Origin of the sequence: Gordonia sp. NPDC127522, from assembly GCF_042672305.1 — a bacterium.
Taxonomy (GTDB): Bacteria; Actinomycetota; Actinomycetes; order Mycobacteriales; family Mycobacteriaceae; genus Gordonia; species Gordonia hongkongensis.
The window spans coordinates 19,313-33,719 of the sequence record NZ_JBHXVK010000014.1; the positions used below are offsets into that span (position 1 = coordinate 19,313).

Here is a 14,407-nt window from a genome sequence, read left to right on the forward strand (position 1 = left end):
CCGGCACGGCCTGAGGGAAACTACTCGGTCGGGGTCGGCAATCCCCGCACCCGCGAACACGCAACCGGCCCGCCCGGGCCGCGGATCCTACTTGCCGAAGCCGGCTCTCTTGAGCGCGTCGGCCATCGCCCCGCTGGGTGCCGGGCGTCGATCGTTCCGGTTCCCGCCTCGGTTACCCTGACCCTGAGCGCCCCGGCCCTGGCCGCCCGGGTTGCCCCGTCCGCCGCCACGCTGATCGTTCCTCCGCGGCTGATTGCCGCCGGCACGAGCACTGTCCTCCCGCCCTTGCCCGCGAGGCGCGCGGGAGGGTTTGCCGTCACTGCCCGGTTCGTCGTCGAGCCGCAGCGACAACCCGATGCGTTTGCGGTCGATGTCGACGTCCATGACCTTGACCTTCACGATGTCGCCGGACTTGACGACCTCGTGGGGGTCGGAGACGAAGCGGTGTGCCATCGCCGAGACGTGGACGAGGCCGTCCTGGTGCACGCCGACGTCGACGAACGCGCCGAAGGCGGCCACGTTGGTGACCTGACCTTCGAGGACCATCCCCGGGGTCAGGTCGGAGACCTTCTCGATGCCCGTGGCAAACGATGCGGTCTTGAACTCCGGCCGCGGGTCGCGCCCGGGCTTGTCGAGTTCGGCGATGATGTCGATGACGGTCGGACGACCGAACGTCTCGTCGACGAACTCCTCGGGCCGCAACTTGGTGAGGGTCGCGGTGTCGCCGATCAGCGACCGGACATCGGTGCCCACCTTCTCGAGGATGCGCGTGACGACCGGGTACGCCTCCGGGTGCACGCTCGACGCGTCGAGCGGATTGTCGCCGTCGGCGATGCGCAGGAAGCCGGCGCACTGCTCGAATGCCTTGGGGCCGAGCCTGGGCACCGCGGTGATCTGCTTGCGATCCCGGAACGCGCCATTGGTGTCACGGTGCGCGACAATCGATTCCGCGAGGCCCGCGGTGATGCCGGACACGCGGGACAGCAGCGGCACGGACGCGGTGTTCACGTCGACGCCGACCGCGTTCACCGCGTCTTCGACGACCGCCCCGAGTGAGCGCGCGAGCAGGGTCTCGGAGATGTCGTGCTGGTACTGCCCCACCCCGATCGACTTCGGATCGATCTTCACGAGCTCGGCGAGCGGATCCTGCAACCGGCGGGCGATCGAGACCGCGCCGCGGATGGAGACGTCGAGGTCCGGCAATTCCTTCGACGCGTACGCCGACGCGGAGTAGACCGAGGCACCCGCCTCGGACACGACGACGCTCGTCGGCGGCTTCTTGCCGGCCTCCTTGATCGCGGCCAGCAGCTCGCCGGCGAGCGCATCGGTCTCGCGTGAGGCGGTGCCGTTGCCGATGGCGATGAGTTCGACGCCGTGCTTCTCGACGAGTGCGCCGAGCACGGCGAGCGAGCCGGACTTGTCGCGCCGGGGCTCGTGCGGATAGATCGTCGCGTGGTCGACGACCCTGCCGGTCGCGTTCACCACTGCGACCTTCACGCCGGTGCGCAGACCGGGGTCGAGCCCCATCGTCGTACGGGACCCGGCGGGCGCGGCCAGCAGGAGGTCCTTGAGGTTCGTCGCGAACACCGCGACCGCGTCGGCCTCGGCGGCCTGACGCAGCCGCATCCGGACGTCGAGGGACAGCCCGACGAACAGCTTGGTCCGCCACGCCCAGCGCACCGTGTCGGTGAGCCAGCGGTCGGCCGGCCGCCCTTGATCGGCGATGCCGAACCGCGCGGCGATCCGCTGCTCGTACGGTCCGGGGCCGGCGGGCCGGTCGGCCGCTTCCGGATCGGCGTCGAGGGTGACCGACAGGATCTCCTCGCGCTCGCCGCGCAGCACGGCCAGCACCCGGTGCGACGGAAGCGACGTGAACGGCTCGGAGAACTCGAAGTAGTCGGCGAACTTGGCGCCGGCCGACTCCTTGCCGTCGCGAACCGCCGTACGCAGCACTCCGGTCTGCCACATCAGCTCACGGAGTTCGCCGACGAGGTCGGCGTCTTCGGCGAACCGCTCCACGGCGATCGCGCGGGCACCGTCGAGCTGCTCAGCGGTGAAGGTCGCCGGGTCCGTCGTCGGGTCCGAGAGCAGTGCATCGGCCACCGGCTCGTGTCCGGCCTCGCGTGCGATCTGGGCCTTGGTGCGGCGCTTCGGCTTGTAGGGCAGGTAGATGTCCTCCAGGCGCGCCTTGGTGTCGGCCTCGAGGATGCGCGCATCGAGTGCGGCGTCGAGTTTGCCCTGCGCGGCGATGGATTCACGGACGGCCTGGCGTCGGGCCTCGAGGTCGCGCAGGTAACCGAGACGCTCGTCGAGGGTACGCAGCTGCGCGTCGTCGAGGCCGCCGGTGGCCTCCTTGCGGTATCGGGCGACGAACGGAACCGTCGATCCGCCGTCGAGCAACTCGATCGCCGATCGCACCTGACCGGCGCCCACCCCGAGTTCGGTCGCGATCGACGAGGCGATGCGGGAGTTCACGACCGCGGGATCGGGCGCGGGCACCGTCTGGGGTGCAGCGGCCGGCGAGCCGGGGGTCGCGGGTGCGGGTTCGGGCGCGGAGTCGGGTGACACAGTTTCTGACACGATCGCCGACCCTACCGGCCGACTCGGACAGCGGTCAGACGCGACCCGCCGCGCCGTGCACACGGGCGCTCTCGTACAGACAGATGGCCGCCGCGGCAGCGACATTCAGGCTCTCGGCGCGGCCACGGATGGGGATGGACACGCGGTGGTCGGCGGAGCGCTGCACCTCGACCGACAGGCCGTGCGCCTCGTTGCCGAAGAGCCATGCGACGCGGCCGGAGAGGATGTCGCCCGCCGCGTCCAGGGCGACCTCGCCATCGGCCGCGGTCGCCAACAGGCTGACGCCGGACCCCCGGATGGCGTCGAGGGCGTCGTCGACGGCGCGCTCACGCACCACGGGCACCGTGAACACGCTTCCCGCGCTCGCACGGATGCACTTGCCGTTGTGGGGGTCGACGGCATCGCCGAGCAGGATCACCGCGTCGGCGCCCATCGCGTCGGCGCAGCGGATGAGCGTGCCCGCGTTCCCGGGCTCCCGCGGCTCGACCGCGACCGCGAGGAGTCGCGGCCGGGCGGTGAGGACGGCGTCGAGCGGCACGTCGAGCAACGGGCAGATCGCGAAGATGCCCGCGGGCGTGGACGTCTCGGCGAGCTTCGACGCGGCGCGGCCGGTGATCACCGACACCGGGACGCCGGCCGCCGCGGCGGTCTCGACGAGATCGCGATGACGGAACTGCTCGTCGTCGGCGACCAGGACCGCCTCGGCCCGTCCGACGGCCAGCGCCGAGGCGACGGCATTGGCACCTTCGGCGACGAAGCGACCCTGGTCGCGCCGCTCGGCGGCGCGATGCAGCTTCGCATACGACACGACCCGCGAGGACCGCTCGGACAGGACTTCCGTCATCGGAGGTTCGTCCGCGCGACTCGCGGGTCGTGGGTGCTGGTGCGCAATCAGGCAGCCGGCGCGTTGACGTCGGCCGGCAGTGCCTTGCGGGCGACCTCGACCAGACCGGTGAAGGCCTCGGGATCGGTCACGGCGATGTCGGCGAGCACCTTGCGGTCGACCTCGACACCCGCGGCCTTGAGGCCCTGGATGAGTCGGTTGTAGGTGATGTCGTTGGCGCGGGCCGCGGCGTTGATACGCGAGATCCACAGCTTGCGGAACTCACCCTTGCGCGCGCGACGGTCGCGGTAGGCGTAGTTCAGCGAGTGGAGCTGCTGCTCCTTCGCCTTGCGGTAGAGGCGCGACCGCTGTCCGCGGTAGCCCTTGGAGGCCTCGAGGGTGGACCGACGCTTCTTCTGGGCGTTGACGGCCCTTTTCACGCGTGCCATGTGTTAGATCCTTTTGCTTGTCAGATGTCTGGGGTCGCTGGCGTCAGCGGTTGAGCAGTCGCTTGATGCGCGGGGCGTCGTTCTCGCTGACGACGGTGGTGCCGTCGAGACGACGGGTGCGCCGGGACGACTTGTGCTCGAGCAGGTGGCGGCGGTTGGCCTTCTGGCGGACGATCTTTCCGCTGCCGGTCACCTTGAAGCGCTTCGCGGTGCCCTTGTGGGTCTTGCTCTTCGGCATGTTCTTCCTTTTCTCGGGCGAACTCGGGCACCGGACCCGGTGAGGTCCGGTGTGTACCCGTGTTCGCGTGTCGTGATCTCGGCCGGAGCGGTTCGGACTCTCGTCCGGCCGATCGACTCAGTTCTCGTCCGCTCAGTTCTCGCGGATCAGCTCGCGTCTGGGGCGGCCTTCGGGCCGCCGGAACGCTCACGGCTCTCTTGCGCCTTCTGGCGGGTCTTCGCACCCTTGTGCGGCGCGAGGACCATCGTCATGTTGCGGCCGTCCTGCTTGGCCGAGGTCTCGACGAAGCCGTAGTCGGCGACATCGTTGCCCAGGCGCTGCAACAGTCGGTAGCCGAGCTCGGGGCGGGACTGCTCGCGGCCGCGGAACATGATGGTGACCTTCACCTTGGATCCCGCTTCGAGGAACCGGATGACGTGACCTTTCTTGGTCTCGTAATCGTGGTCGTCGATCTTGGGACGGAGCTTTTGCTCCTTGATGACGGTCATCTGCTGGTTGCGACGCGATTCGCGCTGCTTCTGGGCCGCTTCGTACTTGAACTTGCCGTAGTCCATGATCTTGCAGACCGGCGGACGGGCGTCCGGGGCCACCTCGACCAGGTCGAGATCGGCCTCGTAGGCCAAGCGAAGCGCATCTTCAACACGCACGATGCCCACCTGCTCCGAGTTGGGTCCGACGAGTCGGACCTCAGGGACGCGGATGCGCTCGTTGATGCGGGTCTCAGTGCTGATGGGGCCTCCTTGTTCAATCCTGCAGTGGTAACCGTCGCGTCGTGGCGAGGGACGTATGCAAGAGAACCTGCGGGACACCTCAGCAAGGAAGCCCCGGGACTGATGTCCGCGGGGCTCCGATACCGACCGGTTCGTCCACGCGTGCCAGTGCTGACACACGCTGCCGACGACATACAGCTCAGCATCGAGAGATGCGATCTGCGACGATCGGCGTGAACCGGACCGTGCAACTGCGAGAACCTCGCGTCGAACGGTGGGAGCGGAACTCCACTTACGACCCCGGCGCATACCAGGGCGGTCGTGCTATGGGAGTCTAGCAGCCATGGCCGAGAACTCCTATTCGTCACCTGCACCGTTACCCCCGGAGGGTGCGACGGGCGATGGCGCCGACCTGGGAGATGCGGCGCACACCGATCCCGGCAACGTCCGTGACCTGGGCGATATTCCGGCCATCGAGGTCATCACCCGATCCATCGTCATGCTGATGAGCGCGGCGGCCGAGAAGCTCGGCCTGGCCGAGGGGACCCCGGCCGACCGGATCGACCTGCCCGAGGCCCGCACCCTGATCACCGCCCTGGCCGGCATCGTCGACGCGTCGAAAGCCGATCTCGGCATACACGCCGCACCGATCCGCGACGGCCTGAAGGGTCTGCAGCTGGCGTTCCGGGAGGCCAGTGCATACCCGGACGAGCCCGGCGAGGGCCCGGGCGAGAAGTACACCGGCCCGGTTCGCACGCCTCGGCGTTAGTGGCCTCGACACGCGGCGGCCTCGCTCCGCTCGGTCGGCGCTGCTCGACCAGCGGAGGGCCTACCCTGGACCCATGACGAATGCCGAGGAGCCCGGACGGTCCGACGAGATCATCGATGCGGAGATCGTGCCGACCGGCCCGGTGCCCGGAGCGGTTCCCGACCCGAATTACTCCGACAGCGGCGTCCCGACCTTCGACTTCGTGCGCGACAAGATCGAGAACCGCATCACCACCGCGATCGGGTCGCAGGAGCTGGCGGAGGCGAGCGCCGAAGGCCAGTCCGTCGACGAGATGATGCGCAAACGCGACGAGGCCGCGAAGAAGCGACTCGAGGAGATCCGCAAGTCGATGGGTTCGTAGCACACTCCCCCGCCGCGCATTCCCCCTCAGAACACGCAAATCGCCACTCCCGTCGACGTGTGCCGCCGAAACCGGCGCTCCTGCAACGGAAGTGGCGATTCGCGTTCGGTGGCTCAGCCGACCGACGCCACCGCGTGGTCGATGTCGACGATCTCGGCCAGGAATTTGCCGGTGTGGCTGCCCGGGGTCGAGGCGATGTCCTCCGGAGTACCTTCGCCGACCACGGTTCCACCACCCGCGCCACCCTCGGGTCCCATGTCGATGACCCAGTCGGCGGTCTTGATGACATCGAGGTTGTGCTCGATCACGATGACCGTGTTGCCCTTGTCGACCAGACCGTTGATCACGGCGAGCAGCTTCTTGATGTCCTCGAAGTGCAGACCGGTGGTCGGCTCGTCGAGGATGTAGACCGTCCGGCCCATCGACCGCTTCTGCAATTCGGCCGCCAGCTTCACGCGCTGTGCCTCACCGCCGGACAGCGTCGGCGCCGGCTGCCCGAGCCGGACATAGCCCAGACCGACGTCGACGAGTGTCTTCAGGTAGCGATGGATCGAGGTGACTGGCTCGAAGAAGTCGGCGGCCTCCTCGATCGGCATGTCGAGGACCTCGGAGATGGTCTTGCCCTTGTAGTGCACCTCGAGGGTCTCGCGGTTGTACCGCGCGCCGTGGCAGACCTCGCACGGGACGTACACGTCCGGCAAGAAGTTCATCTCGATCTTGATCGTGCCCTCACCGGTGCACGCCTCGCAGCGGCCGCCCTTGACGTTGAACGAGAACCGCCCCGGTTGATAGCCGCGGACCTTCGCCTCGGTCGTCGCCGCGAACAACGTGCGGATCTTGTCGAAGACACCGGTGTAGGTGGCCGGGTTCGACCGCGGGGTGCGCCCGATCGGCGACTGGTCGACCTGCACGAGCTTGTCCAGGTTGTCCAGACCCTTGATGCGGGTGTGACGCCCGGGCACCTGACGCGCGCCGTTGAGCTTGTTGGCGAGCACGGTGGCCAGGATGTCGTTGACGAGCGTCGACTTGCCCGACCCCGAGACACCGGTGACCGCGGTCATCACGCCGAGCGGGAACGACACGTCGATGCCACGGAGATTGTGTTCCCGTGCGCCGACGACCGTCAGCTGGCGCTTGCGATCGATCGGCCGCCGGATGTCCGGCACCGGCAGGGTGTCGCGACCGGCGAGGTAAGCACCGGTCAGCGACTTCCGGTTCTTCAGCAGGTCCTTGTAACTGCCGCTGTGCACCACGTGCCCGCCGTGCTCCCCGGCACGGGGCCCGATGTCGACGATCCAATCGGCGGCGCGGATGGTGTCCTCGTCGTGTTCGACGACGATCAGTGTGTTGCCCAGATCCCGAAGCCGCGTCAACGTGTCGATCAGCCGACGGTTGTCGCGCTGGTGCAGACCGATCGACGGCTCGTCGAGAACATAGAGGACGCCCGCGAGACCCGAACCGATCTGGGTGGCCAGGCGGATGCGCTGCGCCTCGCCGCCCGACAACGAACCCGCGGCGCGCTCGAGTGACAGGTACTCGAGTCCGACGTCGAGCAGGAAGCGGATGCGGGCCTGGACCTCCTTGAGGACCCGTCCCGCGATCGCGGCCTGCCGGGAGTCGAGCCGCAGTTGGTCGAGGAAATCGGCGCAGTCGGCGACCGACAGGGCGCACACCTCGGCGATCGACTTCGGCCCGAACTCCGGGTGGTCGAGCGTGACGGCGAGGATCTCCGGGCGCAAGCGCGCACCCTGACAGGCCGGACACGGCACGTCCCGCATGTAGCCCTCGTACCGCTCCTTCATCTGCTCGGACTCGGTCTGGTCCATGCGGCGCGCGAGGAACGAGAGCACGCCCTCGAACTCGGTGTAGTACGACCGCGTGCGGCCGTACCGGTTGCGGAACTTGACGTGGACCTGGTGGTCGCTGCCGTTCAGCAGGGCCCTGCGCGCCTTGATCGGCAGCTTTTTCCAGGGCGTGTTGATGTCGAACTTCATCTGATCGGCCAGACCCGACATCAACCGGAGGAAGTAATCGGCGTTGTGGCCGGTCGACCACGGCGCGATCGCACCCTCGGCGAGCGACATCTCCGGGTCGGGCACGACGAGCTCCTCGTCGACCTCCTTGCGGATGCCGAGCCCGTCGCATTCCGGGCAGGCGCCGTACGGCGAGTTGAACGAGAACGACCGCGGTTCGAGGTCGTCGATCGCGATCGGATGCGCATTCGGGCAGGCCATCCGCTCCGAGAAGCGGCGCTCGCGTTCCGGGTCGTCCTCCTCGAGGTCGACGAAGTCGAGCACGATGATGCCGTCGGCCAGGCGCAGACCGGTCTCGACCGAATCCGTCAGGCGCTGCTTGGCGCTGGCCTTGACGACCAGGCGGTCGACGACCACCTCGATGTCGTGCTTCTCCTGTTTCTTCAGCTTCGGCGGATCGGTCAGCTGATGGACGACGCCGTCGATGCGGGCGCGGGAGAAGCCCTGGGTCTGGAGCTCGGCGAAGAGGTCGACGAACTCGCCCTTGCGGGTACGCACGACCGGCGCGAGCACCTGGAAGCGCGTGCCCTCGTCCATCGCGAGCACCTGATCCACGATCTGCTGGGGTGTCTGCTTGGCGATGGGCTCGCCGCAGATCGGGCAGTGCGCCTTGCCGGCGCGGGCGTAGAGGAGACGGAGGTAGTCGTAGACCTCGGTGATGGTGCCGACGGTCGACCGGGGATTGCGGTTGGTCGACTTCTGATCGATGGACACCGCGGGCGAGAGGCCCTCGATGAAGTCGACATCAGGCTTGTCCATCTGCCCGAGGAACTGCCTCGCATAGGCGGACAGTGACTCCACGTAGCGCCGCTGCCCCTCCGCGAAGATCGTGTCGAAGGCGAGGGATGACTTGCCCGATCCCGACAACCCCGTGAAGACGATGAGGCTGTCCCGGGGCAGGTCGACATCGATGCCGCGCAGATTGTGTTCGCGGGCACCTCGGACGATCAGACGATCAACCACTGCAGTCCTTACATTCTCGAGTCACAGGGCGCACAGACGGCGCACGGGCACAGTACCGACGGCCACCGACAGAAACGTCGCCATGCACTCGCCCCGGGGAGATTCGGAGTCCGACGACCGGGCGATCGGTCTCGCCGCCCGCGTGTCATCGCCGAACCGATGGTCCAGGATACGCGCGCCACGCCGGGTTTCATGGTCGCGACCGTCACATTCCGGGTGCCCGCTGTCATAGCCTGTCGGCATGACCTCCCCAGCGACACCGATCAGCGACGACTACACCGGCGACCTCTCCGAGTCGAAGACCCCGCAGCGCCGCACGCTGTCGTCGGCCACCATCGTCAAGCTGTCCGTCGGCCCGATGGACAACAACGTCTACCTGGTGACCTCGCGTGCGACGGGCGATCAGCTGATCATCGACGCGGCCAACGACGCCGAGACGATCACCGAGGTCTTGTCGGCGGTCGGGGGCACACCGAAGCTCATCTTCACGACGCACCAGCATTTCGATCACTGGCAGGCCCTCGCCGCCGTCACCGAGTCCACCGGGGTGCCGACCGCGGCGGGGCGCCTCGACGCCGGCGAACTGCCCGTCACCCCCGACCGCCTCGTCGACGACGGTGATGTCCTCGAGGTCGGCGACCTCACGTTCGAGGCCATCCACCTCGTCGGGCACACCCCGGGATCGATCGCTCTCGCACTCACCGACGTCGACGACAGCGGCGAGCGAACCGTGCACCTGTTCACCGGTGACTGCCTCTTCCCCGGCGGGATCGGCAAGACCTGGAAGCCGGAGGACTTCGACACCCTCCTCGAGGACGTCTCGACGAAGCTGTTCGACCGCTTCGACGACTCGACCGTCGTGTACCCCGGCCACGGCAAGGACACGACCCTGGGCGCGGAGCGCGGGTCACTCCCCGAATGGCGTGAGCGCCGCTGGTGATCCGGAAGCGGGCGACGCCGGTCGACTCCGGAGTGTTTGGTCGCCGTCGCGGGCGGTTACCTGTTCCTCGGATCGTTCGGCGAGTCGTGATCCCAGATGCCCCGTAGGTACGCAAACCGGCCACGGCACGCCGAGTGACCTGCAGATTCGTTGTGACAGGGTAGCGTTGAACGGGCCAGAAACGCGCTTCACCCGACGGATCTCGATAGCCAAACCCGACTGAAGAAGGTTGTGACCGATGATTCTCCGCCGTATCGCCCGTCCGCTCCTCGCCTCGGCGTTCGTCGCCAGCGGCGTGGACGCCATCCGGAGCCCCAAACCGATCGCGCAGTCCGCGGAGCCGGTCGTGGACAAGGCCCGGTCGTCGCTCCCGCCCGAGGTGGCCGGCCGGATCCCGGAGAACACCGAGACCCTGGTGCAGATCAACGCCGCCGCCCAGATCGGCGGCGGAATCCTGCTCGCCACCGGCAAGTTCCCGCGCGTCGCGTCCGTCGTCCTGGCCGGCACCCTGATCCCGACGACCGCAGCCGGCACCGACTTCTGGAACGAGGCCGACCCGGTCAAGAAGGAAGCCCAGCGCAACGCGTTCATCAAGAACGTCGGCCTGCTCGGCGGAGTCCTGTTGGCGGCCGTCGACACCGAGGGCAAGCCGTCGCTCGCGTGGCGCGGCCGCCAGAAGGCATCCGCTGTCGCCGCGGCGCTGCCGATCGGTGCCGCCGCCGGGTCGTCGACCTGGGAGCACCTCGTCGAGCGCACCCACGACGGCGCCGAGATCGTCTCCGAGCGGTCCGCCGACGCCGCGGCGAAGTTCCGCGAGCATGCACCCGAGATCGCCGAAGCCGCGCAGAAGCGCTCCCTCGAGCTGGCCGGCAAGGCCGCCGAGACCGCCTCCGATGTCGCGGATCGCATCAAGGACCGCGCCCCGGTCGTCGCCGACGCGGCTCTCCACCGGTCGTCGGAGCTCGCCGACACGGCGCTCGCGCGTTCGTCTGATCTCGCCGAGACCGCGCGCAAGCGGGGCCCGAAGCTCGTGAAGGAAGCGCAGAAGCGAGCCGAGAAGGCCCAGAAACAGGCCGCGAAGGCGCAGAAGCAGGCGAAGAAGAAGGCTCCGAAGATCGCCGATTCGGCTCGCGACCGCGCATCCGATCTCGCCGACACCGCCCGCAAGCGCGCACCGGAGTTCGCCGACGTGGCACGCGATCGGTCGGCCGAACTCGCCGACGTCGCCCGCGCACGGTCGGCCGAGCTCGCCGAGACCGCACGCCAGCTCGCCGCAGCTGCCGAGGACTCCGCCGAGCAGAGTCGCAAGCGTCTGCGCAAGGCACGTCGCTGATCCCTCGGGGTCTCCACGCGCACGAGCAACAGATACGAGCACGACCCTGAGCACAACCGATCTCACGACCACGGACGCGGCGCACCCGCCAGAGGATTATCCCTGGGTGCCCGCGTCCGCGGCGCTGAGAGAGGCCTCGCTGCACGAGATGACGCTCGCGGGTCCGCCCTTCGGGACGGTCCCGTCGGCCGGCTCGCGGCTCGTGATCGCAGTCGGGTCGAATGCCGCGCCCGAGGTTCTGCTTCGCAAGCTCGCCCACGTTCCGTCAACGGACCGGATCTGCCTCCGCACGGTCCGCGTCACGAACATCACAGTCGGCCATTCCGCCCATGTCGCGGCCCGGGGATACATCCCGGCCGCGCCGATCTTCGCAGGTGAGGGCGCGATCACGACGACCGCGGCCTGGCTGGGTCCCACCCACATCGATGCCCTCGACGCCACCGAACCCAACTATCATCGACAGACAGTGACTACGCGCGACCACCCCGTTCTCGGCCGTCCCACTCCCCTCCTTCCGGACGAGTGGACCCCGCCTGCGACCTTCGACCTGTACGTGTCCCGGCACGGCGTCCTCGCCGACCCGGTCACCGGTGACCCCGTCCCCTTCGGTGCACAGACCGACGTTCTCGAGTGGCTGTCCGGCCGCCTCGACGACGAGACACTCGCCGGCAAGGCGTCGCAGGTCTGTAGCAGATTGGCCGCCGACCCCCGGGCGATGACCGCCCTCATCCGGGCCGCCGGACTGGCCCGGTCCTACGGGTCCCGCGCACCGCTGTCGATCGGGGACGGCCGATGACCGCCCTCTCGCCGGACACCGACCCCCGCGTGGACGAGGAACAACGGCACCTCGACCGCGTGTACGGCAGGCTGGACCGGATGCGGCGGACCACGCAGCGTCGGTTGTCGTCGACGCTCTCCGAACGCGGCGGCACACCGCAGGCGCTGTCCGAACGCGAGTCCTACGAGCGGATGTACAACGAGGATCTCGCCAAATTCGATGCGGCCGAACACAATCTGTATTTCGGTCGCCTCGACCTCGAGGACGGTGAGATCCGGCGCATCGGACGCATCGGTGTCCTCGACGACGGTTTCGCCGACGACGGCGAACTCGACGCCGCCGCCACCGACGCCACCCTGCTGCTGGACTGGCGCGCGCCCCTGGCCCGGCCGTTCTATCTGGCGACGCCCGCCGCGCCCGAGGACGTCGCGCGCCGTCGCCACATCCGGACCCGCAGCCGCAAGGTCCGCGGGGTGAGCGACGAGTCCCTGACCGCAGGCGATGCGCTGCTCGACGACTTCGGACACGGCGACGTCGTCAACGAGTCGGCTCTTGTCGCGGCCCTCAACGCCGCCCGTACCGGCGAGATGACCGACATCGTCGAGACGATCCAGCGCGAGCAGGACCTGATCATCCGGTCGACGCATCGCGGGGTCACCGTCATCCAGGGCGGCCCCGGTACCGGCAAGACCGCCGTGGCGCTGCACCGGGCCGCCTACCTGCTCTACACACATCGCGAGAACCTCTCGCGCAGCGGCATTCTCATCATCGGACCCAACGACGACTTCCTGAACTACATCGGCCAGGTGCTGCCCTCGCTGGGCGAGTCCGGCGTGCTCCTCTCGACCATCGGGGACCTGTTCCCCGGCGTCCGCGCGGGCACCGCCGACCCGCGGACGACCGCCGCGGTCAAGGGCGGACTGCGCATGGTCGACGTCCTCAAGCGGGCGGTGCGCGCCCAGCAGTCGCTGCCGTCCCGGCCCGAGGCAGTCGATTTCGACAGCTACACCGTCGAGATCGACTCGGCTCTGGTGAAGGCCGCACGCGCCAAGGCCCGCGCGACTCGACGCGCCCACAACCTCTCGCAAAACGCTTTCCTGAAGGCGGGACTCGCCGAACTCGCGGCACGGCACGCGGCGACCATCGGATCGAGCCTGCTCGACGGTTCGCAGTTGCTCAGCCCCGCCGACATCGCCGACATCCGCGACGACATGAGCCGCGATCCCGACATCCGTGCCGCGTTGCTGCGGTACTGGCCGACGCTGACCCCGCAGGCCCTGCTTCGCGACCTGCTCGGCGACGAACGCGCGATACGCAAGGCCACCCCGGGTTGGACGGACGCCGATCGTGCTGCGCTGCACCGTCCGTCGCGCCCGGCCACGACGTCGGGTGCGGACTTCTCACCTGCCGACGTCCCATTGCTGGACGAGCTCGCCGAGCTGATCGGTTACGGCACCGAGGACGCGGAGCGGGCCGAACGCGCACGCTGGCGTCGCCAGTTGGCCGAGGCGCAGGACGCCCTGGACATCCTGACCGGCTCGGCCCCTCAAGACCTCGAGGACGAACTCGATCCCGAGATCCTGATGGCCTACGACCTGATCGACGCCGAACAGCTGGCCTCCCGCCAGACCGAGACACGACGCGCCACGACGGCCGAGCGCGCCTACGGCGACCGGACCTGGACGTTCGGCCACGTCATCGTCGACGAGGCCCAAGAGCTCTCCGCCATGGCCTGGCGGATGGTGATGCGACGCATCCCGAATCGGTGGATGACGATCATCGGCGACACCGCTCAGACATCCGACGAGGCGGGCACGCGCTCGTGGGGCGAGGTCCTGGAGCCGTATGTCGCGAAGCGCTGGCAGTTCAAGGAGCTGTCGGTCAACTACCGGACCCCGAGCGAGATCATGGAGTACGCCGCGCGCGTCCTCGACGAGATCGGCAACGGCGAGAAGGCCCCGACCTCGTTGCGCAGCAACGGAATCGAGCCGGTGGCGCGGCGGGCGGACGGTGACTCGCCGAAGAGCGTCGCCGACGCCGTCCTCCGAGCCGCCGGGCTCGCCGAACCCGACGGCCTCACCGCCGTCGTGGTGCCCGATCACCTGCACGAAGCGATCGATGCGGCACTGGCGCCGGATCGCTTCACGCTCCCCGACCGGGAACCACCCCGGGTGTACACCGTGCGGAGCTGTAAGGGCCTGGAGTTCGACACGACGATCGTCGTCGAGCCCGCCGCGATCATCGACCAGTCACCACGCGGGCTCAGCGACCTGTACGTCGCCCTCACCCGGGCGACCCAGCGACTCGTCGTCGTCCATCGGGACGACCTCCCCGACGCCCTCGCGGATCTGCCGGCCGGCTGAGGGCGCACGACCCCCCTCCGCTCCTCAGGGAGCGGTTGTCTGGGCCGCCACCTGCGCGCCCCGCGTC

General features: G+C 68.8%; 12 protein-coding genes. 6 read left to right on the forward strand and 6 right to left on the reverse strand.

Going from position 1 to position 14,407, the window contains the following annotated elements; genetic code table 11:
* Window positions 1-87: 87 nt before the first annotated feature.
* The 5 genes from ACFVHY_RS18585 to infC form a co-directional block, all read right to left on the reverse strand.
* Window positions 88-2,568, reverse strand: coding sequence for a Tex family protein (locus tag ACFVHY_RS18585; RefSeq protein ID WP_390274610.1), 2,481 nt, complete (start codon window positions 2,566-2,568; stop codon window positions 88-90).
* 46 nt (window positions 2,569-2,614) lie between these two features.
* On the reverse strand, window positions 2,615-3,424 hold the full coding sequence (locus ACFVHY_RS18590; protein WP_390274503.1) for a TrmH family RNA methyltransferase: 810 nt from the start codon (window positions 3,422-3,424) through the stop codon (window positions 2,615-2,617).
* 47 nt (window positions 3,425-3,471) lie between these two features.
* Entirely contained in the window at window positions 3,472-3,852 is a 381-nt protein-coding gene (gene rplT / locus ACFVHY_RS18595) for a 50S ribosomal protein L20 (protein ID WP_010844357.1), read from the reverse strand.
* Window positions 3,853-3,895: 43 nt separating this feature from the next.
* Window positions 3,896-4,090, reverse strand: a complete 195-nt coding sequence (rpmI, locus tag ACFVHY_RS18600) for a 50S ribosomal protein L35 (protein WP_012834577.1) — start codon at window positions 4,088-4,090, stop codon at window positions 3,896-3,898.
* 146 nt (window positions 4,091-4,236) lie between these two features.
* The gene (gene infC, locus ACFVHY_RS18605; RefSeq protein WP_162540013.1) at window positions 4,237-4,878 is read right to left on the reverse strand and encodes a translation initiation factor IF-3; all 642 of its coding nucleotides are present in this window, start codon (window positions 4,876-4,878) and stop codon (window positions 4,237-4,239) included.
* A gap of 265 nt (window positions 4,879-5,143) precedes the next feature.
* On the opposite strand from infC, the gene ACFVHY_RS18610 reads away from it, so the two are divergent.
* The gene (locus ACFVHY_RS18610) at window positions 5,144-5,569 is read left to right on the forward strand and encodes a DUF1844 domain-containing protein (RefSeq protein WP_390274506.1); all 426 of its coding nucleotides are present in this window, start codon (window positions 5,144-5,146) and stop codon (window positions 5,567-5,569) included.
* A 73-nt stretch (window positions 5,570-5,642) separates the two neighbouring features.
* Window positions 5,643-5,930, forward strand: coding sequence for a hypothetical protein (locus ACFVHY_RS18615; protein ID WP_058253855.1), 288 nt, complete (start codon window positions 5,643-5,645; stop codon window positions 5,928-5,930).
* 113 nt (window positions 5,931-6,043) lie between these two features.
* On the opposite strand, the gene uvrA is transcribed toward ACFVHY_RS18615, so the two are convergent.
* Entirely contained in the window at window positions 6,044-8,926 is a 2,883-nt protein-coding gene (uvrA, locus tag ACFVHY_RS18620; RefSeq protein ID WP_280359754.1) for an excinuclease ABC subunit UvrA, read from the reverse strand.
* Window positions 8,927-9,167: 241 nt separating this feature from the next.
* Here uvrA and ACFVHY_RS18625 point away from each other — a divergent pair, with 241 nt between their 5' ends.
* The 4 genes from ACFVHY_RS18625 (at window position 9,168) to ACFVHY_RS18640 (ending at window position 14,340) form a co-directional block, all read left to right on the forward strand.
* On the forward strand, window positions 9,168-9,866 hold the full coding sequence (locus ACFVHY_RS18625; RefSeq protein WP_390274509.1) for an MBL fold metallo-hydrolase: 699 nt from the start codon (window positions 9,168-9,170) through the stop codon (window positions 9,864-9,866).
* Between the two features lie 238 nt (window positions 9,867-10,104).
* Window positions 10,105-11,199 carry a DoxX family protein gene (locus ACFVHY_RS18630; RefSeq protein ID WP_068971017.1) on the forward strand — a complete coding sequence of 365 codons (1,095 nt, stop codon included), beginning with the start codon at window positions 10,105-10,107 and terminating at the stop codon, window positions 11,197-11,199.
* Window positions 11,200-11,305: 106 nt separating this feature from the next.
* Window positions 11,306-11,995, forward strand: a complete 690-nt coding sequence (locus ACFVHY_RS18635; protein WP_390274511.1) for a hypothetical protein — start codon at window positions 11,306-11,308, stop codon at window positions 11,993-11,995.
* Window positions 11,992-14,340, forward strand: coding sequence for a HelD family protein (locus ACFVHY_RS18640; protein WP_390274514.1), 2,349 nt, complete (start codon window positions 11,992-11,994; stop codon window positions 14,338-14,340). The genes ACFVHY_RS18635 and ACFVHY_RS18640 overlap by 4 nt, the downstream gene beginning before the upstream one ends.
* The last annotated feature ends 67 nt before the right edge of the window (window positions 14,341-14,407 follow it).

Excerpts from the sequence above, each read along its gene's own strand:
- ACFVHY_RS18615 (WP_058253855.1), top strand. The coding sequence starts at position 5,643 with ATGACGAATGCCGAGGAGCCCGGACGGTCCGACGAGATCATCGATGCG.
- ACFVHY_RS18625 (WP_390274509.1), top strand. The coding sequence starts at position 9,168 with ATGACCTCCCCAGCGACACCGATCAGCGACGACTACACCGGCGACCTC.
- rplT (WP_010844357.1), bottom strand. The coding sequence starts at position 3,852 with ATGGCACGCGTGAAAAGGGCCGTCAACGCCCAGAAGAAGCGTCGGTCC.
- ACFVHY_RS18630 (WP_068971017.1), top strand. The coding sequence starts at position 10,105 with ATGATTCTCCGCCGTATCGCCCGTCCGCTCCTCGCCTCGGCGTTCGTC.
- ACFVHY_RS18590 (WP_390274503.1), bottom strand. The coding sequence starts at position 3,424 with ATGACGGAAGTCCTGTCCGAGCGGTCCTCGCGGGTCGTGTCGTATGCG.
- ACFVHY_RS18640 (WP_390274514.1), top strand. The coding sequence starts at position 11,992 with ATGACCGCCCTCTCGCCGGACACCGACCCCCGCGTGGACGAGGAACAA.
- rpmI (WP_012834577.1), bottom strand. The coding sequence starts at position 4,090 with ATGCCGAAGAGCAAGACCCACAAGGGCACCGCGAAGCGCTTCAAGGTG.
- ACFVHY_RS18610 (WP_390274506.1), top strand. The coding sequence starts at position 5,144 with ATGGCCGAGAACTCCTATTCGTCACCTGCACCGTTACCCCCGGAGGGT.